Below are 24,937 nucleotides of genomic sequence, written 5' to 3'. Positions count from 1 at the left end.
CGAAAACCCTCGTTCTTCGCTACAAGAGCGGGGGTTTTTCGATGGCTGGGGCCGACTCTGCGTGAGTTACAACCGTGGTCGGGTTCCGTCACGACCAGGCGTTCACGCCTATGCAGTCAGAGGCAAGACCTCCTGTGAATTGTTGAGCTCGCGCGCGAGGTCAGGCCGCCCGACATGAATAGCCAGCACGTCGGAGACGTACTGGCTGAAAGACGATGTGCCGGCTTCCATGCGGCCTTGCTGCAGCTTCTCAATGACCTCCTCGGGCAACCGGATGGTGGGTGCTCGACGTGAACCCTTGCTTTGTGGAGCCATCACGATTCCTTTCCTGGCGAGCTCAACGGTCAACCGCGGTGCATGCGGTCGGTGCTCATGGTGACTCAGAATCACCTAGAACAGTGCGCGACACGCGGTGCGGCATAGAATCAGCACAGTTAACACGAAGAAACGTATCAAATCATTCGAAGCTGACTCTGCATTGTGATGTGGCTCCTCGTCAGCAGGGCCATTCACCGGTAGGTTGTCGGGGTCACAAGACACGGGGGTCTTACTGACGGGTAACCGGGAAGGTGTCATGCATCTACGACGTCGGGTAGCGAAGCGAACGTCCTTGGCAACCATCATGGATTCGATACCGTTGACTCCACCCTGGACGGTTGAGGAGTTCGTCCTGTGGTTGTCGGACTTCAAGGGCAAGCCGGTCACGCTCAAGGAACGTTCGTCGATAGCGTCTCGGATCCTGACGTGCGGGACTTTGTACGTGATGGATGACGGTCTGACCATCATGTACAGCCCAGAGCACTCGAAGCGGCACCAGCGCCAACAGATTTTCCACGAAATCGCGCACATTCTCTGCGATCACCGGGGAAGCGACGTCTATGACGTTCCGGCCTCTGTCCTCACCGACGGCATCGACGAGGCGAAGGTACGGGAGATTCTTTATCGCGGATCCTTCGGCACTGCTACGGAAGCTGAGGCCGAGCTGGTGGGCACGCAGCTCGCGGTCCTCAGCCGTGGCAGCATCACCAACGACATGGACGGCAGCCTGCATCGAAGCGCGTCGCTGATCGAGTTCCCGCATAGATGACGCCGAGTGAACTACTGACCCGGGAGGCGACCAGCAGTCTTCCGGTGGCGGTGAGTTGGGCACTGATCATCTGGATCGCAGCTGTCATAACAGTCCGGCAGTTCGTCCTGGTGGACAAACGACCGGTCGACACAGCCGCGCACGCGCTCATCGGGTTTCTAGTGATCAGCGCGCTGCTACGTCAGGCTTCGGTGCAGTCCGTACTGGGAGAGTTGGGACTCTCCCTCGGAACGATAAGGGTCTTGACGCACACCTCGGCAATAGGTTCTGCGGCCTGCGTATTGGTGGTTGGCCTTCTGTGGAAGCGGAAGGAAACCATGAACTTGCGGAAGGCCATTCCGCTGTTGTCCGCGGGAGTCCTGGCATGCGGCAGCGCTCTTTACGTCATCGCGTGGCCGGCTACATCGAGCGGTCTGGCTGTCGAGGAGTTACTGTCCTGGCGAACCGGAATGTACATGGTGGTCTACAGCCTTCCGACCCCTCTAGCAGCCCTTGTGACCGGGCAAACGGCGCTTGCACATGTACGCCGGCATGTGTCGTGGAACAGGACGATGTTCGGTCTTGTGGTGCTGTTGTGCATCACTGGTAGTTTCCTCGACCACGGCACACGGATGGTGTCGGGCCTGATGCTGTCGACAGGTGTACAGAACGCGTTCACCGAAGCGCGCACACACTCCAACGACCTGTTCTTTCTTCCTGTCGTGGCGGTAATGGTGTGCATAGCAATTCCGTCGATCGTCTCCTCGATCCGCGTACGGCGGGGCCGTGACTCCGCGGCGCATCACGCTCGAACCCTCGAACCTATATGGACCAACCTCAGCGAGACCGTCAGTGAAGTCGGGGTGCCGGCGAGTCACGATATTCCGGTCGATTCGTCGTTCACCGAGTGGCGAATGCTCATCGATATCGAGGACGCCATTCATGCTCTCCTGCCCCACTTTCCCCGTGAACAGGGCGACTCGCCGCAGGATCACGCTCGCGACATCCGTATAGCGGTCCAGAGATACCAGAGCAACCAGGACCCTCTTCACCACAGACCGTTTGCACCGTCCTGGCTGAACGAAAGACCACGATTGCTCGCGGTCGCCGCGGCATGGAACGAACAAGACGAACAACCAGATTGGGATAGGACTATGACCGAAAGCAGTTCGGCTGTCACCGCTCGTCCATCGAAGAAGATGCCACACCCCCCACGTCGGGTCCCTATTCTGGGAGACATCCTCGGAATGGATTCCGAGCGACCAAATCAGCGGACGTTGGAGCAGATGGACAGGCTCGGTCCGCTGTACCGCCGTAGTTTCATCGGTGGGGCGAAGCTGACGTTCGTCGGTTCGGCAGCGTTGCTGCGCGAGGTAGCCGACGAAGCACGCTGGGAGCGGTTCGCGGGTCGGCCCATCCAGCGACTGAAGGTATTGGGCGGTGAGGGCCTGTTCACGACGGCGAACGACTCGGCCGAGTGGGCGGTGGGGCACGAAGCCCTCATGCCTGGGTTCACCAAAGAGGCGATGGTCCGCTACCACGCGGCTATGCAGTCGGTCGCTGACGAAGCCTCATCGACGTTGGCCCAGCGGTCGGAGATCGACGACGTAGCGGCGTTCATGGGAAACGTCGCACTCGAGGTCATCGGGCTCTGCGGGTTCGGGTACTCATTCGAACCCTTCACCAGAACCGATCGTCACCCATTCGCAGAAGCACTCACCCGAACCCTCGCCTACACCCAGCAGTCGGCAATTCCAGTGATCGGAGCGTTGACCGGCCGCGCCCGCGCGAAGCAAGCTGCTGCCGACAGGGAGTTCCTGCGCGCAACCGTTCGTGAGGTGGTCGAAGATCGGCAACGTTCGGGCGAACGGAAGCCTGATCTTCTCGACCTCATGCTGCACAGCGACGGAACGCCGATGGACAGCACGCTGATCGCCGATCAAGTCATCACTTTTCTGGTTGCCGGCCACGAAACGACTGGAAATGTTCTCGCGTTCGCTGCGCACTACATTGCTCAGGATCGGGAGATCTCCCGGCGGATACGCGAAGAAGTCTCTGCCGTCTCCGGCGGTGGGTCGATCGCCCACGGCGACGTGAGCAAGTTGCGATACACGCGCGCTGTCGTCTCGGAGGCCTTGAGGCTATGGCCGACCGCTCCGGGATTCTTCCGAGCAGCTCGGGTCGACACAACGCTGGGCGGCTACGCGATCGAGAAGGGGGAGTGGGTATTCACCTTGCTGCTGGGCGTACATCGCGATGCGAGCGTGTGGGGTGACAACGCTGACGAGTTCGACCCCGAACGCTTCATGGGTCGAGCCCCCGATGCGAGCCAATACAAGCCCTTCGGTACGGGGCCACGAGCCTGCATCGGACGGGCTTTCGCTCTTCACGAGGCAGTGCTCGTGATCGCCACACTTGTCCAGGCACTCGACTTCGAGACCGACTCCAGTTCGCTCGACGTCGAGGAAAACCTGACCCTGCGTCCACGCGGACTACGAATGCGCTTCAACCGTCATGAGCACGCTCACGCAGCCGGCAGCGCCTGAACTTCCGCGATAAGGGCCTCGAACTCGACTCGCGTGAGTCCGTTCGCACGAGCTGCGAAGTAGTCGAGGCCCTTATCGCGGACGATGATCCACAGCCTCAGTCGCTGGTCGATATCGATGTCTCGACCGGAGGTTTCGGTCAGGTATGCCTGGTCGACGCCGAAGAACGCGCAGAGGGCATTCCGAAGCTGTTGGTCGACCTCGTTTTGCGAGATCGAGCCCTTACGCATCTCCGACAGGTAGTCGGGATCGATCTGTCGGTCGAGCTTCTGACCGAGCACCACAGCCACCGACTGCACATCGACCTGGGGCTCGCCTCGGCGATGGTAGAAATCGAAAAGCCTGTTCACCTTGTGAGCCAGGCTGATCTTGAGGTAGTCCATCAGTACTCCGATCTGATCGCGTTCCAACGCTGCTCGTAAGTGTGTACCCGGTCCGGCGACAAGTCGTCGGCCCTGCCTAGTAACCATTGCAGGTAACTGAGTTCGGTTTCGTCCTCGGCGGTAGCCGGTGTCGACGCCCGACTCAGATAGTCCTTCAGGAACATGTCGATCATAAAGTCGTTTTGCAGGTCGTCACCGCCGCACAGCCGCGTCTCGACCTGGACGATGATCCATGCTCGCATGACTCGATCCACATGCAGATCGAGTTCGGCCGATGCATCCTTCAATTCAGCCGACGCGGTCTTTGAGCTCGCGATTCGCTCGATTCTTTGGGCTGCCGTGAGCAGATCCCCCACTGTCCGCATCGACACTGTGACGGAGTCAGGGTTCGGTCCACGTGATTGCGACGGTCGATGTCTGTTGCGGACCTCTTCGAGCGCCTCGGGCTCCTGGCCGTCGAAAGCGCGAGCTGCGGACCCCGATTTCCATTTGAGAACTTCGTCGAGCTTCGTGAAGGTCGCGAAGTGGGGTCGGTTCGTCGTCCCCTGCTCGATGTTGCTGACCGTCACCTGGCTCGGGCCGCCGCTTGCTGCCACGTCATCGAGTGATAGGCCCAGTTCGCGCCGCCGCTTGTTGACGATGGCCCCGAAGCGGGCCATATCAGGTCTACTCACGCAGGTCACCTTAGTTGTGACCACGGGGAGAACTGACGACCGGACCGTCAAGTCCGATAATCCGGGTCGGTTGGTGGATGATTTCTGGAACTTTCTATGTGTCTACTGAATCGCATCGCTGCAGAACTGCAGCTCCGGCCGGTTGAAACTATGGCAACTCTATGTCTATTCTGAGGGTGAGCAGGTTCACCGGGCAGCGTCGCCCGGGAAACATCCTGTGCAGCGTCAAACAGACGCACACCCTCAGCGCCCCACCGTTCGATTTGAGGTCTTCGACGGCACTGAGGTCGCTCTTTCGCGATCCAACGACCAATTACCGATCTAGGCGAAGACGGGCTGCAACCCGCTCATGCCGCAAGACGAACTGCACTCGGTTCGGAGGACGACCATGACATCTTCTTATCCAGGCACAGTGTTACATCGCGATTCCGACCGTAAACCCCTGCTGTGCCAGACGGTGAACATTTCGGTCCCTGGTTTTGCTGTCTGTTCGTTGCGTGAGGGCACGCACGATGTGCATCAACTTCGGTGCGAGGCGACCGGCGAGCTCCTCGGTGAATGGACCGACGCGGACACGACGTTCCGCGAGCCCACCAACGAAATTCAGCGCTATATCGAGTTCAGCAGCACACCGATGCATGAGATCGGCGACGTCGCCTGATTCCCCAATCTCGACTGGTGTCACCCAGTGACCCCGGTCGTGAGTTGCAGGACCCCCTACTTCCTGCAACTCGACGATGGACCGGCGCGAGGATCGCACAGTGACGCTTCACTCATCATGTGCCGAACTGCGCGATCCCGCCGGGACATCAACCATTCCCTGAAAGCCGAACTGATAGAGAGGAATTCACCCCATGCTTTGGATCTTCACGCAGGATTGGTTCTGGCGCACCATCTTCGGGTTCTGAGAATCGAAAGCGATGCGCCCGCCGGGTCGGCGGGCGCATCGCACAGATACTGCACAACCGGCAACATGTCTCCGCCCGTCAAGGGTCGAGACATGTTGCCGAACTCGTTTCGGCAGCGGTCGCAGAGTTGGCTTTAGCTGCTCCGCACTGAGCCCGCCATACGCGCCTGCAGCTCCTCCAGGTCGGCGGCGAGCGCAGTGATGTGTTCGGCGTCCGCGACTGGGTCCAGGACCGAGATGTTCGCACGCAGGTTTCGCACCTGAACGGACCGCTCGGCGGCCATGCGGTCGGTGTCGGAGATGTCCGCTGCATGGGTCACACGCAGCACCGTAGCGTTCCGCATCGGCTCGATCGTTCCGCGGAGATCGGCCGCGAGCTGCTCGGCGATGCGGTGTGCATCCTCGGGGGAGTATGCGCCGACCTCGGTGTGCGAGTTGGGGATCGGGCCGGGCCGGGTGGAGTACACCTCCACATCGAGAACCTCGACAACGGTAGGACCATCGACCGCCGAATCGGGTAGCGGCGGTGACGCTTCGACGATGGCGGCTACTGCGGCGGTGACAACTTGGGGTGCGGAAATGACGGTGCCCAGTACACCGTTCTTGTATGCAGGCAGTGCCGTCAGCGCTGCCGCGAGTTCGCCAGGAGTGCCGATGAAGTCGACATCACGGTGTGAGCTGCCTGGGAGATGTGATGGCGGCTCGTTCGAGACTGAAGCTCGGTATGACCCGAGCGTTGGCGACACTGAGTGTCATGACGGTCGTCGCCGCGGGAAGTGCTGTTACGGGCCTCCAGACGGCAGCAGCCCAGACCCTCGGCGAGGGATGCACGGAATACATGGCCTACATGGTTCCTGGCACGACCGAAACGACCATCGATGCGGATCCGAGCAAGCCGGCTGGGATGCTGGCCAAGGTCGGGACGAAGCTCGAGCAGAAATTCGGCCAGAAGATCACCGTCGTCTACGTCAACTACTCTGCGAGTGCGTTCGACAAGGGCATGACGTACGAGGCCAGCGAAAGCAACGGCGTGCAGGCGACCGCTGGACTGATGGCGAAGTGCCCGACGTCGAAGATCGTCCTCGCAGGCTACAGCCAAGGCGCGCAGGTCGCCGGTGACGTCGCCTGGCACATCGGCCAGGGCCAAGGGCCGGTGCCGGCTGCCTCGGTTCGCGGTGTGGCACTTCTCGCAGATCCCAAGCGCGGATCCGAGAAGTTGGTCGGAGTGAAGCTGGCGGGCAAAGGTGTTGCTGGAGAACGCCCGGGCGGCTACGGCTCCCTCGAAGGACGCATCAAATGGGTGTGCGACGAGGACGACATGTACTGCAACACCGACTCGTCGAACCCGTTCGTCGGGATCATGGGCAAGGCGGTCACCGGGGCGACCGACGAAACTGTTCCTCCACTCGACGGAACTGTCGGGCCGAGTGCTGGTGGCTTCGAAAACCTGGTCTCGGACTTCGGCGACACAGATCTGACAGCGGTGGCGGACAAGGCATCCGAGCTGAAGAACCGGACAGAGGCGCTCACCCGTGAGGGTGCAGGTCTGCCAAGCAAGGCACAGCTCGACAAGATCGGACAGCTGGCGGGGAGCCTGAACAACACGTACAGCTCCACGGCGGACATCAAGAACTTCGCCGACACCAGCGGCACCCGTGAGTTGCTCGGGGCAGAGAAGACGGGCACACCCGGCGCTCAGACCGCGGACGTGCTCTCCACTCTCGACGGGGTCGATCTCGGTGGTCTGATCTCGAACACGGCGTCCATTGCGGAAACGGTGGCCGGACTGACGTCGGGTGACACCAGCACTACCAACCTCGCCGGCGGCGGAGAGGCTCTCAAGTCTCTGGCGACGATGGGTCTGAACGTGGCCTCGCAGGGTGAGGCCCTGAGCAGCATGGACCGGTCCAACCTGACTGCCGCCACGGGAGTACTCGGTGAGCTCAAGATCTCGACAGTGGTCGACACGGCGATGATGACGCTCACCACGGTGCTGTCGACCGATTTCGCGGCCATCGCCGCGAAGGTCAATCAGCTCGGGACCCAGCTCGCAGCGATGGACGCCAAGGGTGCACACGCCAGCGCCGGCGACCTGAACAACATGCTCGCACCTTGGGTCGATCTTGCCGCTGCCGGTAACACCAATGTCATGCCTATGGCTGCGAGCATGATCGAACTGATTCCGGATCCGTCCGGTGGTACCAAGATCGCCGCCGAGGTGATGCGCATCCTCGCGAAGGTCGATGTCAAGAGGCTGGCCGACAATGTCGGTCAGGCCCAAGAGGTGGCATGGTCTGTTGTGGAAGGTAACGCGGCCGAGGCGGTCAAATTGGTGCCGATCGGCATAGACATTGGCATGGTCGGCCTGCAGTCGGTGCTCGGTGGAGTGATGGGCACTCCAGTTGAGAAGACCGGCACCAGCGCGGTCAGCGCCGGCGGGGGCGATCTGGTCTCGATGACATCTCAGCTCGTCAACAGCGTCGGTGGAGCAGGCGGTATCGACACCATCGGCAAGTTCGCGGGAGACATGATGGACTTCGGTTCGTTCATCGCCAGCGGCGTCCATACAAGCGCGTACACGTCGAAGACGTTGGTGGGCAACCTGAATTCGGTCGATTACATGGCCGAGTACTTCATAGTTCAGCTCGGCGGCAAGTCCGACACGAAGACGACGACCACCCCGAGGACGACTGCACCGGCCACCACTACATCGGGCAGCAGCGGCCGATGACGGTGACACTCGGGTAATCGATACAGCAGAAAGCAACACCCCGTCCGGCTCACGCGAGCCGGGCGGGGTGTTGTCGTATGTCCATCTTTCTCTCTTGACCCCAGCAGGGGACCCGTCAGAAAGGAGGCTCTTCGTCCGAGCCGCCGCCGAAGGATCCGCCGGCAGGCGCATTGCTCCAGGGATCGTCATTCGCACCACCGCTGCCGCCCGAGCCGGTGCCGCCACTGCTCCCGCCGCTTCGGTAGGCACCGCCTCCACCCCCGCCGCCACGAGATGCCTTGTTGACCTTCGCGGTTGCGTATCGGAGAGAAGGCCCGATCTCATCGACTTCGAGTTCGACGACAGTTCGCTTCTCACCCTCACGTGTCTCGTACGAGCGCTGCTTGAGTCGACCGGACACAACAACCCGCGCACCCTTGGTGAGGGACTCGGCGACGTTCTCGGCGGCCTCACGCCAGATGCTGCAGCGCATGAATAGCGCATCCCCGTCTTTCCACTCGCTGGTCTGACGGTCGAAGGTGCGGGGCGTCGACGCCACAGTGAAGTTGGCGACCGCGGCCCCGGCCGGAGTGAACCGGAGTTCTGGGTCCGCTGTCAGGTTCCCAATGACGGTGATGACGGTGTCGCCTGCCATGTATAAACTCCCTGGATTCGGTTGTGCGAGTGCACTGATCGTAGCTGCTTTCTGCGTGGGTCGACAGGTACACCACCAAGCACTGAACTGTGTTGTCCAGAAACGCGATTCGCTCAGAACTACGTTTCGGCAGTATCCGTGTCGCGTCGTGCCGATCGGCGAGAATGTCTGCCGCTGTTGACGATATGTTCTGTGTCAGCGGATCGAGATACCTGTGTTGGTGCGCACTATCGTGACGACGGTACTCGGGCCGGGATCCCCGACTTCGTGCCGCAGTTCCCCCGAGAACTCGGACATGTCCGCGATGAGGATCTCATCGCTGTCACCGTCGGCGTAGTCGACGGCGACGGTGTCGTCGTAGAAGTAGCCGTTGTCCCATAGATCGGAGGTGATTTCGACTCGCCGAACAGTGCGGCCGGTCTTCTCCTCGATGTACGCGACGATCCGGTCCTGAACCTGTTGGAACGGATACTGGTCGGAGAAGTCGAGAGCTGCGACAACGTCGAGTTCGATCGTGTCCAGGTGTCGTTCCCACGCGCTGGAGTCGCCCGTCGGCAGCCGGTGCAGCATCGCGATCAGACTCGGTGCGATGTCTGCATCCACCGATAGCTTCTTCTCAATTCCGTCGACGTCGCACGCGACAGCGTCTCCGATGCACAGGTCACGAATGATGACCCGAGTCGCGGCGGGATACTGGGCTGTTGCCAGACGAGCGGTCGTGTACGCCAGCACTTTCCGCTCCTCATCGAGGAGCGAATCGATCTCGTATTCGAGGTTGTGCGTGTGGCTGCGGATCAGTTGGCGTGTGGCTTCGGTGAACGGCATTGCCGAGGTGGTCGCGGGTGCGGACATGGGTGTACTCCAGTTCGTGTGGTGGGGTGCGGGCCGAAGTTCCCGACCACGCTTCCTTGATTGCTGTGCGGCTTGGATCAGCTATGGGCATGGCGAGCACCGCCCCCCAGCGCTGGGTCAGGGCGCTGAGGGGCGGGCGTTGTGGGGTGCGGGACGGACATGGACGCACCGAGGAGGAGGTCAGAAGGGCGATTCGGGCCGGTCGGTCGCGGCAATGAGAGCTGCGGTTACCTCACGGGCGGAAACGATTTCGGCTATGCGTTCGTCGCGGGTGAGATTGTTCCACCGATCGCACTCACTGCAGTCGTCGCTGTAGCTCTCGCAATCAGGGCAGTTCACGCCGAGGACCGCGTAGGAGTACGACATTCCGCCCGCACCCTCTCTGATCGAATTGCACGAGCACCGAAGCTGTTCTCTGGGTGTGTATCCCATGTCCGCCAGGTCCGATTCGGTGATGTCGAGAGTCATTTGCTCCCCTCCACGCGGTAGCCGGCCTTTCGCATGATGTCGGCGATACTGTCGAGGGTTTCGGGCGTCCAGGTGACACCGTCCATCAGTTCCTGGATTGCCAGTAGTACAGCGTCTGAATTCATCGGTGAGTCCTCGTTGATGGTGGGCGACGAGCCAAGGCTGCGGCGGTCAATTCAAGATCAGGGCGATGGCCGTGGCCATTGGCCAGGTGCGCAGGTGACGGTGTTCATCTGCGAACTGGACTGCCATCTCGTTGACGCCGATGATGACGCCCGACACTGCGAAGATTTGTTCGTGGTGAGCAAAGAACACCGTCGCACTCACCGCTCCGAACCCGACAGTCAGCCGGGACGAGATCAGCTCTGCGACAACGTGTGGAGCACTGTGACCGTTAACGGCGCGGGCGATCGCGGCGGCAGAGGAGACGATTTGATCGAGAGCGGAGTCGAGCGAGACTGCGGCGGCCGAGTAGGGGCCGAATGCCGGGACGGCCCGTTCGGTGACCAGGCCTGCAGGTTCACGTGTCATGAGGTCCATCGGTGACTCCTTGGGATATCGGTCCAGTGAGAGGGGTGCGGCGGGCTTCCGACACGTACGCAGTCGAGGTGCGTTCAGCATCGGGGCTGCTATCAGCCACGCGTTTCTACGTGCACGTCCGGCCTGGGCGTTGCCCTGGCGGCTCTTCCGGCGATGGCATCTGTGCGCTCGTCCGGTCAGGCTCTCTTGCGGGGATTACAGGGGCTGCTATTGGTTCGGACCGCCCGCTCGCGACTCTGCGCCTCCAAGGTCTGTTGCCCAGATGTGCTGTCAGAGTGCGCTATCGAGCACTGCAAGGAGCCGTCCGAGGATGGCGTCGGCTCGGTTTTCGATGTCGTCGAGTGTCGAAGTGACATCGGTCAGTGCTTCGTGCGCCCGTCGGCGGGCCTCGATACCGGCCTCGTAGTGTCGATCGTCCAGCACGACCTCGGGGTACACGATCGGCTCGTACGCCGGGGCGTCATCGGTCCTGCGCGCAGGCCTGCGATGCGGGTGATGCGTCGCCGCTTGGCCATTCACGTGTGCAGTGAAGACTCGCGCGATCGATTGTGCCGATAGGACCGATTTTCCGAAGGGCGTGTGTCCCCAGCGGTCGATGGGCGTGAACAGCGGATCCGCCTGATGTTGGGCGGTGCGTTGTTCGGCAGCCTCGCTTGGCGGATAGCTGGTCGGCAAGGTGTCGGTGTCGAGACGGTTCGCGAGTAGTCGGGTGGAGGGGGCTCGGTCCTGGAACGCGAGGATCTCCGACCACTGTTGGTAGATCTGCGCAGGTGAGAGCGAACCGGGTAGATGAAACGGGGGGAGAGTGAGGGTGTGAATGCTTTCGACAACGAGGGTGTCATCGTCGATATGCAGGTCACAGCGACGTAGCGCGCTGATGTGCTCGAAGCTCAGGCCGGAGACGGCGAGAAGTAGAAGCAACCCATCGCGTCGGCCGAACAGTCCCGCTGTCCATCCTGCGGTGGGCAAGTGATCGACGATCTCGGAGATTGTCGATCGAAGTTCCGACAATCGTTGGGCCCGAACCCGACCGATCATTCGCCGGATTGTGTCCGCATTGCCCGGCGCTGGCAGATCCGCGCTGCGATGCATGGTGTTCACAACAGTGATGCGGCGGCGTTGCGTGGCGAGAGCTGCGGGGTTCTCGGCGATGAATGCCCCAAGAGTGAGCGGGTCGGCGGGGAGGGCCGCCATGTCGGCACCGGCGCACCAGTCGTCGAACAGCGCCCATACAGGCCGATCCTTCGCACTGAGAGAGATGGTGAAACCCATCAGAGTCCGATCTCGTTCACAGCGTTATTCATGAGCGGAGCGTTCTCACGGGCGTAGACCTCGAGCATGTCGGTCGACTTGTGGCCTGTCTGGCGCATGATCGAGTGAGCGTCGGCCCCGTTGCGAAATGCCTGAGTGACGAACCCTGCACGCAGCGAGTGCCCGCCGAGGGAGGCAACCAGGTCTTCGTTGTAGCCAGCAGCTCCGGCTCGACGCCGCACAGCGGCGTGAACGCTCGCACCGGACAGCGCGGTGGACGAGAGGTTTCCGTTCTTGGCGATGGATCGGAAGAACGGAGAGGATGCAGGGGTTCGCGGGCCAGTCGTTCGGCAGAGATGTTCGGTGAAGTCGGAGGGTCCGCGTAGGAGCCTGATCACCGCCGGCCGGCCGCCGCGTTCGTGGGCAGCAACGACCTCCCACCATCGCATCGCGGCGCACGGCGGGCAGCTCTGGTGGGTGACAGTGAACGGCAGAGCTTTGACAGTGCCGCGCCCGCTCTGGTCGGTCTTGGATTTGCGCAGTTGGACATGAAGTCCGTCGAGACGGTTGACGGAGACGTCGGCGCACCGTAGGTCCGCAAGCTCGCTGCGACGAAATGCGCCGGCGAACCCCATCAGCAGGAGAGCACTGTCGCGGCGCTCGAGTACTTCGCTCGCCCAGCCGGTGATGGTCTCGCGGGCGATCCCCACCATCGTCACGATGTCGGTGACGAGTAGTGGGGCCATCTGCTTGCGGGGGCGGTCGCCAGCAGAGGCATAGGTGCGGCGAATTCCCGACAGAGTCGCACGGACGGCCTCGTGGTCGGTAGGACTGATGTGTCCGTTCGTGCGGTGGGTGTGCGCGATCGCGGCCATCCACTTCGAGAGTGTCGCAAGAGCGAAGACGCGGTCACCGTCGGAAGTGAAGGTGTCTGATGCCTCGACGAGGTAGGCGGCGACGGTGACCGGATGCGCGGGGAGCGCGATGTGCCCGTTGGTGCGGCACCAATCGTCGAATCGTCGCCAGGCCGAGGTGTAGGCCTTCAGAGTCCCTGCCGACCGCGAGGCTGCCATCGACTGCACGATTCTCGCGGCCACGGCGTCGGACAGCTGCGGGGGGACGGCCGCAGAGACCTCGTTGGTCACGCTGACAGGGGCCGGTACTTCAGGTCGAGACGCCATAAGCCCACCGTACAGAGCCCCACCGACACTCTGTTATGGGAAAAGTGTGCTGAGGTGGGGTTTTGCAGGAGACGCTGCGGGAAACAGAATTCTCCTGCATCACCGCTGCACAATCAGGAGTGACAACGCGGCGAAGCTGTCCGCAGCGAATTCGGTGGGTATTGATGGATAGCGGAGCCCCCACCCGACAGTGTTCGCGACGTCGACGGCGGCCTCAGTTCCACGGAGGGCCCTGGACGCCGCCAGCAGGCGCGCACCGGATAATCCCAGGTCAGTACACCTGTTTAAGCACAGACGAAAACGGGGCCTGTCCGATGTTCCGGACAGGCCCCGCCTTCGGTAACGCGATCAGGATCCGATCAGCAACTGCTGTACTTGCCACCTGTTGCGGCCCGCACGATCCACGGAGACTTGCAGGCGACACCAACGACGTAGTTGACGATGGACCTACCCCACGAGGTGCTCTGGAGAACCCACGTCGTCGGGCAGTAGCCCACAACGAAGGCGAGCACCTGCCACTGCTTGGCGTTGAGAAGACCCACACACCCGTAGGCGTTGTAGTTCGACGCCAGCTGAATGTCACCGGCACCGACTGTCCGGATCGACGGCGCAGCATCGACGGTCTTGCTCGTCGATGTGTCGATGGTCTGCTCAGCGGCGATCTGCGGCGACGCAGATTCGTTCAGCGTCGCGACGCCGGACGATCCGAACAGTGCCGTGGCAGCGATCGCTGCCACGACCGTTGCGGTCACCACGAGCAACCAGAGTTGAGTTTTGACGGCTGAAATGACGGTGTTCATCGTGTGTCCCTCCGCGTTGGCCGGTCGGGTTGACCAGCGCATGAGAAGCTTTACAGACGTCGCGTAGTAGCAAAACCCAAGTCGGCGATATGTACATTCGAAGTCCACGAGTATCCATAACGATGTCGTAGGTAGGAGTAGGTATGAGTCAGGTATCCAGGGCTTCTTCGGCAGGACGAAGGGACAGTTCCACGGCGATAGACCGCCGAAAGGAGCGAACCCTCCGCGACATCTACACCTGCGCAGCGCGACTCGCGGCGAGTGAGCAGCTGGACGGCATGAGCATGAAGGACTTCGCTGCAGCGGTGGGAGTGGCGGTCAACACGGTCAAGCGGAACGGCTTCGAGCACGTGTCGGATGTCGCTGAATCATTGGTCGAGAACCCCGAGGTCATCGACATAGCGTTGACACCGGCCGCAATCGACCATCTCAAGGTAGCCGGCCGACAGAGCGCCGCTCGATCGAAGAGGGCCGCCGTCCATCGAGCCCAGCAGATCGCCTCCGACATCAAGGGGAGGGTCCAGCACGGACACCACAACGTCGGGTCGGCTATAGGGAAGCTCGAACGTGAACATGCACGGCTGGCCCGTGATCACGCCGACGAGGGTGCCGTGCTGGCTGAAATGAGCAATGTTCTCGCCGAGCTGCACCTCGACCAAGCCGCCGCCGATTCGACCGGAGAATGCTTCGGTAAGGCCTACTCCTGGGTCGACTCCGGCATCAGGGAGTTTCAGAACGACAGTCGCTCCAGAAACTTCACTCTGGGAGTGAAGCTGACCCAGAACGGATTGAGGGCGATTCGCGGCTTGATCGACCAGATCAACAGGGGTCTGCCCGCTGAGCCGTCGGAGAGCGACATCAAGGAAGCCCGCCTTGCAGTGGCACCCCATTTTTCGAAGGTCGCGCTGTTGATGGCAACCGAGCAGAGGTACTGCACGAAGCTCAATCATCCTGTCGGAGCCGCGAATGCAGAATTTCACCGCAGACGCGCCGAGGCTCTTCTCGTCGGCGGCGACGCCGGGGAGCGCGAGGAGATCGGCGCAGTTTTCGAGATGGGCCGAGTGTTGCGACGTACGACCACACGCATTCCCGATGACGTGCTGAGAACGTTCCTGCCGAGACTGTGTGCAACGCAGGTGGCCTATCCGGACAGAATGGTTGCCGAGGAGCACAAGGAGCTTGATTCCATACGCAGGCATCTCGTCGATGCAATCGACGGAGAGAAGTCGAAAGCAATGAAGCGCGCAATACAGACGTTGTTTGCCTTAGCGGAGGTCGATCTCGGCAGATGCGAGGCTGCCAGCGAACGCCCGCCCGACCATCTGTCGGATCTCGTTGTTGTCACCACGTTCGGAGCTATCGGTCGAGTGCTCGTTGCGGATCATCTCCTGCGTGCAGCCGAGACGGCCGGTACGCAGAATGCGCTGTACGAGGAAAGCGATTTTCTGTCGATCAGTGGGCATGACTTTCGCCGAGCTGCCCGGTACTGGTATCGGAAAGCTCCGAGGAACATGAATGTCAGCGGAGCATCATTCAAACTCTCCGAACGTGCCCGGGACTCGTTGCACTCGAGTGGCCTGGCGAGCGAGAGCGAACCGGATCGGTGGGCGATCCTCGACGAGGACTCGGATGGATTGAATATGTACTTCCTCAAGCAGCTGGCGGTCGGGGCTGTCACCAGCAAACCGCCGACCAAGAAGCAGGCGGAGAACCTTCTGGACGAACTCGAGCCGTTCCTCACCGTTCTTCGCTCGATAAGCCAGGGCACAACCGAACCAGCATTCAGGTGACGACAGTGGTACCTACTGACGGTCACAAGTGCCGTGGTCCGGTCCAGGAAAGAAGAACGCCGCCTCGTGGGATGCGAGGCGGCGTTCCGGTTGGGAATCGAGCGATGGTCGATGTTCGATCAGAGTGGAGGCAGGGCGTCGTGACCGACGATGGTGTCTGCGTCGCGTGGTTCGCGTGGTTCGTCGCGGAGGATTCGGTAGATCACGGCTCCTGCAGCTGAGATGAGGCCGAGTATGCCGCCGGTGAGGACGACGGTCCAGGTCATGATGAAGGTGTTGCTGGGGTTGTTGCGGTTACTCCAGAACCCGAGCGAAGTGATGATGATTCCGAAGATCAGGAGCAGTAAGGACCACCTCGCGGCTCTGGTCTGACCCTCGGTGCGGAATGCGTACGACGCGATGGTGGCAATTATGATGACGCTCAGTCCGACGGCATGAATGGTCATGTGGCGTAGCTCCTTACGTTGCGCAGATCCAGCGTGTGGTCCTGTACGAAAAACGCCGCCTCGTGACGGTACGAGGCGGCGTTCTGTGCGCATGGGCGCTGGGGAGAGTTCGACTAGCGGGGAGTGAGCGTGTTGTTGCCGATCACGAAGGGGCCGAAGAATGTCTCTCCGCCGATGTACAAGCGCTGGAAGCCGTCGTCGATGAATCCGCCGACAGGGAGGTCTTTGATCGTGTGCGTGATCGGTCCGATGGGCGAGAAGAGGGTGAGTTTGTCACCGTCTACTCGGGCCGGGGACGTCGACGGAATACCGAAGGCCGTCGTGGTGAAGGTGTAGTCACCGGAGGGGACGGCGGCCGAGGCGGCCGGCGCTGCGATGACCGAGCCGACGATGGCGGCACCGGTAGCTGCAACGGTGACTCCCACGGCGGCGATCCGGCGCGTGAACTTGTTCATGATCGTGTCCTCCCGACATGTCGGCGGCGACTCGGAACGGTTGCTCCGGGCGGTCGGTGCCGACTTCTAGTAAGAGGGTATATCGATAGTCCGCCAGATACTCCAGGAGAAACTCCGAACGGGTCGAACTAGGGGTTCGCAGGGCCGCTGGTCGCTCCGAGAAGACCGGCCGCGTCGAGGATCTCGAACGGATATCCGCATGCCTCTGGTGAGTCGATGCTGGGCTCGGTGATCGCGGCATCCGGAGTTGTGACTCCGAGTTGACCCCGGTCGCCATACTCGGACACCTTCAGAACTGCAGCGATCTGCTCGGGTGTCAGGCCTGCCCGGTCCTGGTCGAGTACGAAGTCGGTGTAGGGCAGGCATAGCCACTGAGTCACGGCGCTGGGGGCATCGTCGTGCGCGGCGACCGTTCGATCGAAAGTGGAGAGCAGGGCCCACCCTGCTGCCATAGCGACGAGAAAGACGACAAGGAGGACTGCCGTCAGGGTGGCCGTCACAGTTTGCGCGAGAGTGCTCTTGGGGCGTGAGGTCGGCTGAGCTTTGGTCGATTCAGGAATCATCGGTGTCCTTCGTGAGGGCCGGTTTTACGGCATCGGGGGCGGGAACAGTTCGGGCCCCGGAGCGAGTGCTCCGGGGCCCGGTGATTGGTTGTGTAGCAATTAGTGATCGAAATGTCAGTCGCCGAACTCCGGTGACTTCTTCGGGGAGGCTGGGAAGCGATCGTTCGGCAAGTTGAGGAGCTTTGTTGCGATGGTGTCGCGATCGGCTCGCAAGAGCTCGTCGAGACTTACTCCCGATGGACGTCCGAGCCGTTGCCCGGTCAAGTGGTAGACCGAGCCGAGTTCGCGCTCACCGAGCTGGATCACCTCTCGAATGGGAGTTCCGCCGGCCTCATCGGCGGGACGTTCTCTCCAGACGAGTCGGTACTTGGGTTTCGAGTCGGGGTCTGTCTGGATGTAAACCTTGTTGCAGTCGGACAGATCGGGGTAGGAACCCATTCGTTCGAGAGGTCGCACGGGGATCTCCCCGTCGCGAATTGCCGCGAGGGCACTCAGCGTGACGGTGAGCAGGCGGCGGGATTCGCCTGTTGGATTACGGGCCGCGGCGGTCGCAAGGCTCTGGAGATCTCGCTCGAAGGCCGGATGCAGCGCGAGCTCGAAGGGTGACCCGGCCATGATCAGTCCTGGTTGGTTCGGGTCTGCTTGTCGGCCCAGTCTTCGCCGACCTCACCGAGCGTTCGCGCGAAGGCCTCGAGATCGGTCGTCGCGATGGTGGTGTCCGAGTCGTTCAGACGCCGATCGAGCTCGGAGTAAAAGAGGTCTTCGGAGTCGAGTACTCGACGGTCGTACTCTCGCAGACGGAGAAGGTCGGCGATGGGAATCAGGGCGGCGACAGGCTTGTCGTTGGCACCGATGATCATGGGCTCCGGCAGACCTTCGGCGAAGCGGCCGATCATCCGCAGAACTAGGCCAGGGGCCTGCGCCAAAGGTATGAGGTTGAAAGGTTCATCAGTATTCTGACTCTGAGCGTCGGGCATGGTGTTCTCTTTCGGTGTCGTGTCGCAACCTGAATCTGAAGTAGTGAAACTGGCTTCGCGGTTCCTCTCCGACGGGCTGCAAAAATCCTAGACCTGCTGGTATCCGACAAGGGGCATGTCATCTCCGGCCGTGGGGCCATCCGGGTCGATGAGAGTCCCTGCTTGGGTCAGATCGGCGGCTGGCTGAGTGTAGTGCTTACCACTTCCCTCCGACCGGTATATCAAGGTCAGCTCACTGATTGGCCGATAATTATTTGTATCCTCCATTACGTCTCCCTAATAATGTGTGACAGATCACAAGTGGGCTGGTGGTTTTATGAGAATTCGGGCTGGAGCCGATCAATCTGATTTGCAGCCGCGCATTCTTTGCGTGGGGCGTTGTGCAACTGACCAGAAGAAGATCAACTCCGGGGCGGTCGATTGGACCGCCCCGGAGTTGATGGTGAACAGATCCTGCATTTCAGGAACGATCACGCTCACCGATCAGAATGGTGTCTCCTGCCCGTCTCCGGCGACCGTGGACGCCGACACCGGTACTCGTGTGTCTATACCGACCTCGATGCCGAGCGCATTGATCTGATCGACGACATCACCTGTGACCAGGTCCGCCTCAGCGACCTCCACAATGCCGACCTCGTCATCACTCGGAGCTGCTGCGTTCTCGATCTCTCTACGACGCAGAGCGTCGACCACAGCTTCGTAGTCGGTCTCGATCCGAGGCTTTGCGGTAGAAACACCCGCGAGGATCACCTCGTCCATCTTGGCCCGAGTCAGTGCCACGTACAGGAGGCGCTTGTACGACTCGTCCTTGCGACTGTTCGAGGTCTCGGGCTGCAGCACGACCACCACGTGGTCGAACTCCATTCCCTTGACACCGTGGACGGTCGAGACCATGAGCTTGGGGTCACGAGCGGCCATCTCCTCTTTGCGGATTGCGTTCTTCTGACCGGTCAGCGAATTCCGGATCGCGTTGTTACGAATTTCGTAGTCCAGAATCGACTTTCGCAGGTACAGGAAGAAGTTGGCATCGGTCATCATTCCCGAGGCCACCATGGCAAGCCATCCCTGGCACGGACCATTGGTCTGCTTCCACCAATCGACCAACGCATCGGTGAGGATGCGCTCGGCGATCTCGGTGTTACGAGGCTCCAGGGAGCTGATCTGCGCGCGGATCTGCTGATGGAACGTGAACGGAGCGACAGCAGGTTCGACACAGGTCACCTGATCCCAGTGACGCGCAATGAAGGTGGAGAAGGTCTTCATGCTGTACGCGCGATCGCTGACGAGGTTGTGGACAGCCTCGTCCGGGAACATCTCGACCAGAACCTCCTGAGCCATCTTGGCGTGACGGCGGGTCTGGCACAGTACGACAGTGGTGTCGCGGGCCGCGAGATTGTTCGTGAAGTACTCCGTGAGTTTCTCGCCGCGGAGATACTGCTTGAGATTCTGATCGAAAGCCTTCTGTGTTCCGCAGGACTTGCTCATCAGACGCACCGAAGCCGTGAAGCTATCCACCGTCGACGTCACGACGGAGTTGGCCTGCAGCTGGATGTTGGTGAACCGATTGGCTTCGATGTCGCTCAGATGGATATTGGCGAAGTCGAGGATTTCCTGAGCCGACCTGTAGTTCGTGGACAGTTTGCAGACCGTGAATACCCCGGAGGCCTCCAGCGCGGACAGTGCCTTCGGATTCGCCGCCCGAAACTCGTAGAGGGTCTGGCTGGCATCGCCGACCATGTACAGCGCGCACTGATGCTTTGCTGCATAACGCATGGCGTAGACGAACTGGAAGGCGCTGTTGTCCTGCACTTCGTCGATGATCAGGTAGGCGGGGCTGGCGTACGGCTCCACAAGCCTGTCGATGAGAAGGTACGACAGAATGATCTCGAGTTCGAGAGTCGTCTGACCGATTGTGTTGAGGATGGTCACGACCTCGCTGGTGTAGCGCTCGATGAACGCACTCATCGCGATGATGTCCGCGTTCGTCTCCTTGGTGATCGAGTTGCTCACCAACCGGTGGAATTCGCTGAGGACTTCGTCGGTGTGGACCTTCGCTCCGAAGTAGATGCCCAGCGAGTTCCTGATTGTCTCCATAGTGGAGAGCTCTTGGTCGGCGAAGTTCGTCGTGTAGATCTCGTGGATCATTCTGGCGATCGTCTTGGACTCGACGCCGGGATTGCGATCTCGGATCTCGTCCGCCGCGGCGTTCGTGAAGGACAGCGTCAGAATCGAGCTGGCCGGAACGGAGCAGCCTTGGGTGAGCATCTTGATGCGTTCGGTGATCGTCCAGGTCTTCCCCGCGCCCGCGCCGGCCACCACCATCACCAGCGGATCGGTCGTCTGCACGGCCTCACGCTGCTGAATCGAGGCGTAGTCCGGAATGGTGTACCGCGCAGGATCGACGGGGCCCGGTACTGGCAGTAGATGTTTGACGGCATTGAGACGTTGCAGTTCAGCGTTCTGCTTGAGCTGCATGTTGCGTGAGATCAGGGCCGACGAGATCGGGCCCGAGCCGTCCAGTTCGAGCAGCCCCGCATAGATCGCGGTGTAGGCCTCCAACGGAGTGGCGAAGTTGTCCAGGAACGCCAGCTCGCGGCCAGCGGAATCCATCTCGACCACCTCGACGCTCGTGCCGCGCGCCGTTGCAAGCCAGTTAGCTGCGGAGTAGAGCCGGTTGATGAAGGACATGATGGGTTCGACGACGAGCTCGGTTTGAAAGAGCTCGGCCGCGCTGCACAGGCGGTCGTAGACCGAGTAGTGATCGAGCGACCAGGAGACGAAGCCTTTCTTGTCGAAAGCCGGCAGGGACACCGAACGACCCGCCAGATAGCCCACTGTGGACTCGATCATCTCGGCCAGCGTCTCGGGGACGTTGAACGAATAGTTGATCGACACGAACGATTCGACGCCTTCGAACCTCAGCGGATCATGGGTCACGACGTCAGTGACAGCGGCGATCTGGCTGATCGACGGAGCAGTAACAGGATGGCCGTCGGAATCGAGAAGCACTGTGGTGCCGTCGACTTCGTACAGCTCGTCGGTGTGCTCGCCTTCTGCGATCACGTACAGCTCCACCCGGTACCGAATGTGGGTGGTCTTGGTCCAGGCGTTCTTACCGGTGCTGACGTCCATGATGCCGCGGTCACGCAACACCACGAGCTGCGGTTCGAGGTTGAGCCACAGGCGGAAACCGGGTACACCGCCGCCGAGGGCCTTGCTCAGGTCGAACATGTCCTCGACGAGACGGACCGAGACCTTCTTGCCCTTCTTCTCTTCCTCGAAGTGGGCGGTGGGCGGCACTGGGAAACGGTAGAGGTACGGGGCGGCGTCGAGCTCGGCGGCCGTCTGGCCCGCCTGGGAACGGGCGACGTCGATCGCGTACACGCGCTGCAGCGCTTCTTCGAAGTGCAGCTCGAGCAATGGCTGAGTGACGAGAGTGCGAACAGAGGTCTCGCCGTCGATCTGCTCCTTGGTCGGAGCATCGACCTTCGGTATGGGGTCGTAGCTCAGGTCGGGATTGGCCGGATGCACGGAGATGTCGATGCGGCCACGGTTGCCACCGGTTCCGCTGATGTCCTTGTGGAAATCTTTCGGGGTGTACTTCGGTTCGAGGTTCTGACCTGAAAGGTCGTCTTCGATGATGAGCGGCTGGATCGGCATGCCGGTCTCCTTTTCACGTGGTCAGTGGTGGCGTCTGTGGTGGTCCAGCTCGCTGAAGTCCCGCGATCCAGCCGGCACTCAGCCCGGCTGGTGAGCTGTCTCTGACTCCCTCCGGCGCGCCCGATGGGCGCGCGCACTGCGCTCTGCAGTCCGATCAAGGCGATGAGCCACCCCATACCGACCCGAATGGATCCTCTCGGCGAAATATCGCGACCGGGGCAGCCAACAAGCCGCCCCGGTCGGAAGGTGGTCTCAGGTCAGAACTGGTCCAGCGCGAGCAGGGAGAGAATCCGGTCCTCTTCGTCGGCCCCCTCGGGCAACCAGTTGCCGATAACAGCAGGCTCGGGACGACCGCGGTCAGGCTTGGCGGTTCCGACGCCGAACAGCGAGAGTGGCGAGGTGGTGACCGAATCGGCGCGCTGATCTTCGTGGATCTGCACCGCTTGGTCGACGAGAAGAGTCAGAGCGTGCTCGAAGGTGAGCAGACCGCCGTTCTCGATGGCCCAGACCAGAGCGTCGGTGGCAGACTCGCCACTGTCCTGATGGATGTTCTCGCATGAAATCACCGTGGTTGCGGCTGCTTCGGTGAGGTTTTGTGCGTAGGCGCTCGGGGCCAGTTGCAGGAAAGTCATGATGTCTCCTCGTTGGTGTCCCCGTGAGTGGGGTGGGTGGGTGTCGGTCAGATGGCCGTGAGCCGTCGCGCTTATCGGCGGATGGCCCGTAATTGGGCCGAACGTGCGGCCCAGATCAGTTGTCGCCGTAGTGATGTGCGACGTAGTCGTCGATCTCGGCCTCGATCGCCGAGGCTGCACCGGGGTCTAGGAGATGCGGAGCGATGGCCAGCCGGTAGCTCGAGCTCAAGTCGGCTATGAGCTCGAAGACCAGTTCCTTGGTGTCGAGGTCGGCGAGTCCTCGTATGGCCTGATCGAGATCGCTCATGATCTCGTCGGGGCTGCGGGTTTCGAAAGGCGTGGTCATGGTTGTGTCTCTTCTCGGGTGGGCGGGCCTGCCCCGTCTAGAGCGCGCAGGGGCCTCGCGAGTCGCGAGGCCCCTGCGCTATGCGGGTGAATTACTAGCTGGGATCGAGAATCTCCTCGATCCAGTTCCGGACCGTCGGCTCGGCCGGCCGCGCGCCCTGGGCGGCCACGTAGCTGCTGTCGATGAAGTCGGCGATCTGGTCGTCGCTCAGCTCCTCGGGCAGGGACGCAGCCAAGAACGGGTTGGTTTTCTCGATCTCGGCACGAAGGCGCACGAATGCAGCAGCGAGCACTTTCCCGTACGTCTGCTCCGAGATCAGGTCGAAGGCGACAATCCAGGAGAACCTGCCCAGCAGCTCGGGCTCGAAACCGCCTCCACCACCATGTGTTTCGGTGAGCGCCTTCGTCAGCTGCTCTCGTGTCAAGGAGTGCGCTCCCGCCGGCGACGTCGAGCTGAAGCCCAGCGACATTCCACCCTTGGAGATCGCGTCACGACCAGCATTGGTGGTGGCGATGATCAGAGCCTTGGAGAAGTCGACCGTTTTGCCAGACGCCATGCGCACCGTGCCTTCCTGCAACGCTGCCAGGAAGATCCGCTGCACGTCGCGGTGCGCTTTCTCGAACTCGTCGAGGACGATCACCTGTCGCGGGTTGGCGTCCAACGGGTCGAAGGGCATCTCTTTGTTCGAGTCCGACCCGACGTACCCGGGAGCGGATCCGAGCAGTCGCGTGATCGACATAGATTCGGAGTACTCGGCCATGTTGAAGATGATCGGCTCGGTACCCATGATCGAATGCGCGATCTGCCGGGCAACCTCGGTCTTACCGACACCGGAGGTACCGGCGAACATCCAGCCCATGGGCTGACGGCGCGGGAAGATCCCGCGAGCGTCCCTGCGCAGAAGTGTGATTGCTCTGGCACACACGAGCTCCTGACCCTCGATGCGGGCGAGTGCTTCCGTCAGAGCAGATTCGTCGAATCCGCGAGCGACGGCGTCGGAGCCGTGCATGCTTTCCGCGGTCTCTTTGATCACTGCTCGGGTCAATGGGAGTGCGTCCGTGGGAGCCATCAGCGCAGCGATGTCCGGCTTGTGCCTCTTGATCGTGAGCTTGGCCAGCGACCTGTCCAGGAGGGTCAGGGCACTGTCCGGGCGGTGGAGGGTGGTGAGGTGCTCGTCGGCAAGGGTGATGACGTGATCGAGAACGGTCTCGTCCGCCGACACAGACTTCTTGTAGTGGGTCAACAGACCCGGCAGGACTGTGCGCAGGACCTGCAGCGTTTGATCCTGGTTGAGCTCGGAGACTCCGATCCGGGTGAAGCGACGCGCGAACGCCGGATCCGACGTCAGACGGCGGCCTTCTTGATCGGTGGTGGCTCCGATGACCCGGAGATCGCCGCGAGCGAGAGCGGGTTTGAGCGATTGTGCGAGTTCTTCGTGCGAAGTGGAGCCGTGGCCGTCAGCGGGAACGAGCTGGTGGATCTCGTCGATGAAGAGGATGACGCCGTTCTTCGGCTCCTTCGCGAAGGCGATGAGCGCCTCGAGCTTCTGCTCCATCATGCCGCGGTACATCGTCCCGGCCATCAGCGACGACAGATTCAGTTCGTAGATCGTCTTGTTCTTCAACCGCGGCGGAACCGACGGGTCCTTGGTAGCGATCCGACGAGCCAACTCCTCGACGATGCGGGTTTTGCCGACACCGGCTGGGCCCAGAAGGATCGCGCTGGGCTTGTTCTTGCTGATGAGGGCTGCTGCCGTGCGGTCGATCACTTCGTCCCGGTACTCGGCCGGCAGCGCGGAGGCGAACTTTTCGTTGTAGTCGGTGAGCATGGACTTGGCGACGTCGTCGGGGTCCTCGGGTGCCGCCCCGCCGGGCAGAAATCCGCCCATGAGCGCACCGAGTGCACTACCCGACATCGGGGTGGCCGATCCGGGGCCGGCGCCGGATCCCGTCTTGTCGTCGTCGGAGAAGTCGTGCATGTCCTTGGCTACAACCGTGAATCCGTTGTCGCGCAGAGCAGTGTGGTGTGTCATGGG

At 61.5% G+C, this 24,937-nt stretch carries 27 protein-coding genes; 5 read left to right on the top strand and 22 right to left on the bottom strand.

Annotated features, from left to right (window positions below):
- Window positions 1-108 precede the first annotated feature (108 nt).
- Window positions 109-315, bottom strand: coding sequence for a hypothetical protein (locus H7C86_RS28235; RefSeq protein WP_032373290.1), 207 nt, complete (start codon window positions 313-315; stop codon window positions 109-111).
- Between the two features lie 259 nt (window positions 316-574).
- Between H7C86_RS28235 and H7C86_RS28230 the strand changes: the two genes are divergently transcribed.
- Both H7C86_RS28230 and H7C86_RS37435 read left to right on the top strand, forming a co-directional pair.
- The gene (locus H7C86_RS28230; protein WP_082519174.1) at window positions 575-1,087 is read left to right on the top strand and encodes an ImmA/IrrE family metallo-endopeptidase; all 513 of its coding nucleotides are present in this window, start codon (window positions 575-577) and stop codon (window positions 1,085-1,087) included.
- Window positions 1,084-3,612 (top strand): cytochrome P450, encoded by a 2,529-nt coding sequence (locus H7C86_RS37435; RefSeq protein ID WP_259349314.1) that lies wholly within the window; start codon window positions 1,084-1,086, stop codon window positions 3,610-3,612. Before H7C86_RS28230 ends, H7C86_RS37435 begins: the two co-directional genes overlap by 4 nt.
- Here the strand turns inward: H7C86_RS37435 and H7C86_RS28220 are convergent.
- Together H7C86_RS28220 and H7C86_RS28215 are read right to left on the bottom strand one after the other, a co-directional pair.
- Window positions 3,591-3,995 carry a hypothetical protein gene (locus tag H7C86_RS28220; protein ID WP_032373246.1) on the bottom strand — a complete coding sequence of 135 codons (405 nt, stop codon included), beginning with the start codon at window positions 3,993-3,995 and terminating at the stop codon, window positions 3,591-3,593. The genes H7C86_RS37435 and H7C86_RS28220 overlap by 22 nt on opposite strands.
- Complete coding sequence (locus tag H7C86_RS28215) at window positions 3,995-4,669, bottom strand: helix-turn-helix domain-containing protein (protein WP_156394470.1); 675 nt, start codon at window positions 4,667-4,669, stop codon at window positions 3,995-3,997. The genes H7C86_RS28220 and H7C86_RS28215 overlap by 1 nt, the downstream gene beginning before the upstream one ends.
- Before the next feature lie 388 nt (window positions 4,670-5,057).
- On the opposite strand from H7C86_RS28215, the gene H7C86_RS28210 reads away from it, so the two are divergent.
- The gene (locus tag H7C86_RS28210) at window positions 5,058-5,330 is read left to right on the top strand and encodes a hypothetical protein (protein ID WP_220463478.1); all 273 of its coding nucleotides are present in this window, start codon (window positions 5,058-5,060) and stop codon (window positions 5,328-5,330) included.
- A gap of 380 nt (window positions 5,331-5,710) precedes the next feature.
- Here the strand turns inward: H7C86_RS28210 and H7C86_RS28205 are convergent, their stop codons facing one another.
- On the bottom strand, window positions 5,711-6,322 hold the full coding sequence (locus tag H7C86_RS28205; protein WP_182262662.1) for a hypothetical protein: 612 nt from the start codon (window positions 6,320-6,322) through the stop codon (window positions 5,711-5,713).
- Between the two features lie 8 nt (window positions 6,323-6,330).
- Here H7C86_RS28205 and H7C86_RS28200 point away from each other — a divergent pair, with 8 nt between their 5' ends.
- The gene (locus H7C86_RS28200) at window positions 6,331-8,307 is read left to right on the top strand and encodes a cutinase family protein (protein ID WP_182262661.1); all 1,977 of its coding nucleotides are present in this window, start codon (window positions 6,331-6,333) and stop codon (window positions 8,305-8,307) included.
- A 115-nt stretch (window positions 8,308-8,422) separates the two neighbouring features.
- Here the strand turns inward: H7C86_RS28200 and H7C86_RS28195 are convergent, their stop codons facing one another.
- From H7C86_RS28195 to H7C86_RS28165, 8 genes are all read right to left on the bottom strand, one after another.
- Complete coding sequence (locus H7C86_RS28195) at window positions 8,423-8,941, bottom strand: single-stranded DNA-binding protein (protein ID WP_182262660.1); 519 nt, start codon at window positions 8,939-8,941, stop codon at window positions 8,423-8,425.
- 195 nt (window positions 8,942-9,136) lie between these two features.
- Window positions 9,137-9,793 (bottom strand): hypothetical protein, encoded by a 657-nt coding sequence (locus H7C86_RS28190; RefSeq protein ID WP_182262659.1) that lies wholly within the window; start codon window positions 9,791-9,793, stop codon window positions 9,137-9,139.
- A gap of 180 nt (window positions 9,794-9,973) precedes the next feature.
- Window positions 9,974-10,261: a hypothetical protein gene (locus H7C86_RS28185; RefSeq protein ID WP_182262658.1), complete on the bottom strand. Its 288-nt coding sequence runs from the start codon at window positions 10,259-10,261 to the stop codon at window positions 9,974-9,976.
- Window positions 10,258-10,386, bottom strand: coding sequence for a hypothetical protein (locus H7C86_RS37430; RefSeq protein ID WP_259349313.1), 129 nt, complete (start codon window positions 10,384-10,386; stop codon window positions 10,258-10,260). Before H7C86_RS37430 ends, H7C86_RS28185 begins: the two co-directional genes overlap by 4 nt.
- A 46-nt stretch (window positions 10,387-10,432) precedes the next feature.
- Window positions 10,433-10,801 carry a hypothetical protein gene (locus tag H7C86_RS28180; protein WP_182262657.1) on the bottom strand — a complete coding sequence of 123 codons (369 nt, stop codon included), beginning with the start codon at window positions 10,799-10,801 and terminating at the stop codon, window positions 10,433-10,435.
- Between the two features lie 270 nt (window positions 10,802-11,071).
- Window positions 11,072-12,073 carry a recombinase gene (locus H7C86_RS28175; RefSeq protein WP_182262656.1) on the bottom strand — a complete coding sequence of 334 codons (1,002 nt, stop codon included), beginning with the start codon at window positions 12,071-12,073 and terminating at the stop codon, window positions 11,072-11,074.
- Window positions 12,073-13,233, bottom strand: a complete 1,161-nt coding sequence (locus H7C86_RS28170; RefSeq protein WP_182262655.1) for a site-specific integrase — start codon at window positions 13,231-13,233, stop codon at window positions 12,073-12,075. The genes H7C86_RS28175 and H7C86_RS28170 overlap by 1 nt, the downstream gene beginning before the upstream one ends.
- Window positions 13,234-13,592: 359 nt before the next feature.
- Complete coding sequence (locus tag H7C86_RS28165) at window positions 13,593-14,033, bottom strand: hypothetical protein (protein WP_182262654.1); 441 nt, start codon at window positions 14,031-14,033, stop codon at window positions 13,593-13,595.
- Window positions 14,034-14,176: 143 nt separating this feature from the next.
- Between H7C86_RS28165 and H7C86_RS28160 the strand changes: the two genes are divergently transcribed.
- The gene (locus H7C86_RS28160; protein WP_182262653.1) at window positions 14,177-15,823 is read left to right on the top strand and encodes a hypothetical protein; all 1,647 of its coding nucleotides are present in this window, start codon (window positions 14,177-14,179) and stop codon (window positions 15,821-15,823) included.
- Between the two features lie 119 nt (window positions 15,824-15,942).
- On the opposite strand, the gene H7C86_RS28155 is transcribed toward H7C86_RS28160, so the two are convergent.
- From H7C86_RS28155 to H7C86_RS28110, 10 genes are all read right to left on the bottom strand, one after another.
- Window positions 15,943-16,269: a hypothetical protein gene (locus tag H7C86_RS28155; RefSeq protein ID WP_182262652.1), complete on the bottom strand. Its 327-nt coding sequence runs from the start codon at window positions 16,267-16,269 to the stop codon at window positions 15,943-15,945.
- Between the two features lie 113 nt (window positions 16,270-16,382).
- The gene (locus H7C86_RS28150) at window positions 16,383-16,724 is read right to left on the bottom strand and encodes a hypothetical protein (protein ID WP_057473039.1); all 342 of its coding nucleotides are present in this window, start codon (window positions 16,722-16,724) and stop codon (window positions 16,383-16,385) included.
- 128 nt (window positions 16,725-16,852) lie between these two features.
- On the bottom strand, window positions 16,853-17,287 hold the full coding sequence (locus H7C86_RS28145) for a hypothetical protein (protein ID WP_182262651.1): 435 nt from the start codon (window positions 17,285-17,287) through the stop codon (window positions 16,853-16,855).
- 114 nt (window positions 17,288-17,401) lie between these two features.
- Window positions 17,402-17,902 (bottom strand): hypothetical protein, encoded by a 501-nt coding sequence (locus tag H7C86_RS28140; protein WP_032373175.1) that lies wholly within the window; start codon window positions 17,900-17,902, stop codon window positions 17,402-17,404.
- 2 nt (window positions 17,903-17,904) lie between these two features.
- Window positions 17,905-18,183, bottom strand: coding sequence for a hypothetical protein (locus tag H7C86_RS28135; RefSeq protein WP_209912151.1), 279 nt, complete (start codon window positions 18,181-18,183; stop codon window positions 17,905-17,907).
- A 420-nt stretch (window positions 18,184-18,603) separates the two neighbouring features.
- Entirely contained in the window at window positions 18,604-18,744 is a 141-nt protein-coding gene (locus H7C86_RS28130; protein WP_182262649.1) for a hypothetical protein, read from the bottom strand.
- A gap of 3 nt (window positions 18,745-18,747) precedes the next feature.
- Window positions 18,748-21,924, bottom strand: coding sequence for a UvrD-helicase domain-containing protein (locus tag H7C86_RS28125; protein ID WP_182262648.1), 3,177 nt, complete (start codon window positions 21,922-21,924; stop codon window positions 18,748-18,750).
- Between the two features lie 257 nt (window positions 21,925-22,181).
- Window positions 22,182-22,556 (bottom strand): hypothetical protein, encoded by a 375-nt coding sequence (locus H7C86_RS28120; RefSeq protein ID WP_182262647.1) that lies wholly within the window; start codon window positions 22,554-22,556, stop codon window positions 22,182-22,184.
- A 115-nt stretch (window positions 22,557-22,671) separates the two neighbouring features.
- Window positions 22,672-22,902 (bottom strand): hypothetical protein, encoded by a 231-nt coding sequence (locus H7C86_RS28115; RefSeq protein WP_182262646.1) that lies wholly within the window; start codon window positions 22,900-22,902, stop codon window positions 22,672-22,674.
- A gap of 94 nt (window positions 22,903-22,996) precedes the next feature.
- Complete coding sequence (locus H7C86_RS28110; RefSeq protein ID WP_182262645.1) at window positions 22,997-24,934, bottom strand: AAA family ATPase; 1,938 nt, start codon at window positions 24,932-24,934, stop codon at window positions 22,997-22,999.
- Window positions 24,935-24,937: the final 3 nt, after the last annotated feature.

This window comes from Rhodococcus sp. UFZ-B548 (assembly GCF_903819475.1).
In the GTDB taxonomy this organism is placed as follows: Bacteria; Actinomycetota; Actinomycetes; order Mycobacteriales; family Mycobacteriaceae; genus Rhodococcus_F; species Rhodococcus_F erythropolis.
This window is presented reverse-complemented; position numbering and strand designations above follow the sequence as displayed.

Coding starts and splice junctions, on each gene's coding strand:
- H7C86_RS28120 (WP_182262647.1), bottom strand. CDS start 22,556: ATGACTTTCCTGCAACTGGCCCCGAGCGCCTACGCACAAAACCTCACC.
- H7C86_RS28155 (WP_182262652.1), bottom strand. CDS start 16,269: ATGACCATTCATGCCGTCGGACTGAGCGTCATCATAATTGCCACCATC.
- H7C86_RS28230 (WP_082519174.1), top strand. CDS start 575: ATGCATCTACGACGTCGGGTAGCGAAGCGAACGTCCTTGGCAACCATC.
- H7C86_RS28115 (WP_182262646.1), bottom strand. CDS start 22,902: ATGACCACGCCTTTCGAAACCCGCAGCCCCGACGAGATCATGAGCGAT.
- H7C86_RS28160 (WP_182262653.1), top strand. CDS start 14,177: ATGAGTCAGGTATCCAGGGCTTCTTCGGCAGGACGAAGGGACAGTTCC.
- H7C86_RS28165 (WP_182262654.1), bottom strand. CDS start 14,033: ATGAACACCGTCATTTCAGCCGTCAAAACTCAACTCTGGTTGCTCGTG.
- H7C86_RS28170 (WP_182262655.1), bottom strand. CDS start 13,233: ATGGCGTCTCGACCTGAAGTACCGGCCCCTGTCAGCGTGACCAACGAG.
- H7C86_RS28140 (WP_032373175.1), bottom strand. CDS start 17,902: ATGGCCGGGTCACCCTTCGAGCTCGCGCTGCATCCGGCCTTCGAGCGA.
- H7C86_RS28185 (WP_182262658.1), bottom strand. CDS start 10,261: ATGACTCTCGACATCACCGAATCGGACCTGGCGGACATGGGATACACA.
- H7C86_RS28195 (WP_182262660.1), bottom strand. CDS start 8,941: ATGGCAGGCGACACCGTCATCACCGTCATTGGGAACCTGACAGCGGAC.
- H7C86_RS28135 (WP_209912151.1), bottom strand. CDS start 18,183: ATGATCGGCCGCTTCGCCGAAGGTCTGCCGGAGCCCATGATCATCGGT.
- H7C86_RS28125 (WP_182262648.1), bottom strand. CDS start 21,924: ATGCCGATCCAGCCGCTCATCATCGAAGACGACCTTTCAGGTCAGAAC.
- H7C86_RS28145 (WP_182262651.1), bottom strand. CDS start 17,287: ATGATTCCTGAATCGACCAAAGCTCAGCCGACCTCACGCCCCAAGAGC.
- H7C86_RS28210 (WP_220463478.1), top strand. CDS start 5,058: ATGACATCTTCTTATCCAGGCACAGTGTTACATCGCGATTCCGACCGT.
- H7C86_RS37435 (WP_259349314.1), top strand. CDS start 1,084: ATGACGCCGAGTGAACTACTGACCCGGGAGGCGACCAGCAGTCTTCCG.
- H7C86_RS28110 (WP_182262645.1), bottom strand. CDS start 24,934: ATGACACACCACACTGCTCTGCGCGACAACGGATTCACGGTTGTAGCC.
- H7C86_RS37430 (WP_259349313.1), bottom strand. CDS start 10,386: ATGAATTCAGACGCTGTACTACTGGCAATCCAGGAACTGATGGACGGT.
- H7C86_RS28190 (WP_182262659.1), bottom strand. CDS start 9,793: ATGTCCGCACCCGCGACCACCTCGGCAATGCCGTTCACCGAAGCCACA.
- H7C86_RS28150 (WP_057473039.1), bottom strand. CDS start 16,724: ATGAACAAGTTCACGCGCCGGATCGCCGCCGTGGGAGTCACCGTTGCA.
- H7C86_RS28180 (WP_182262657.1), bottom strand. CDS start 10,801: ATGGACCTCATGACACGTGAACCTGCAGGCCTGGTCACCGAACGGGCC.
- H7C86_RS28235 (WP_032373290.1), bottom strand. CDS start 315: ATGGCTCCACAAAGCAAGGGTTCACGTCGAGCACCCACCATCCGGTTG.
- H7C86_RS28200 (WP_182262661.1), top strand. CDS start 6,331: ATGACGGTCGTCGCCGCGGGAAGTGCTGTTACGGGCCTCCAGACGGCA.
- H7C86_RS28175 (WP_182262656.1), bottom strand. CDS start 12,073: ATGGGTTTCACCATCTCTCTCAGTGCGAAGGATCGGCCTGTATGGGCG.
- H7C86_RS28220 (WP_032373246.1), bottom strand. CDS start 3,995: ATGGACTACCTCAAGATCAGCCTGGCTCACAAGGTGAACAGGCTTTTC.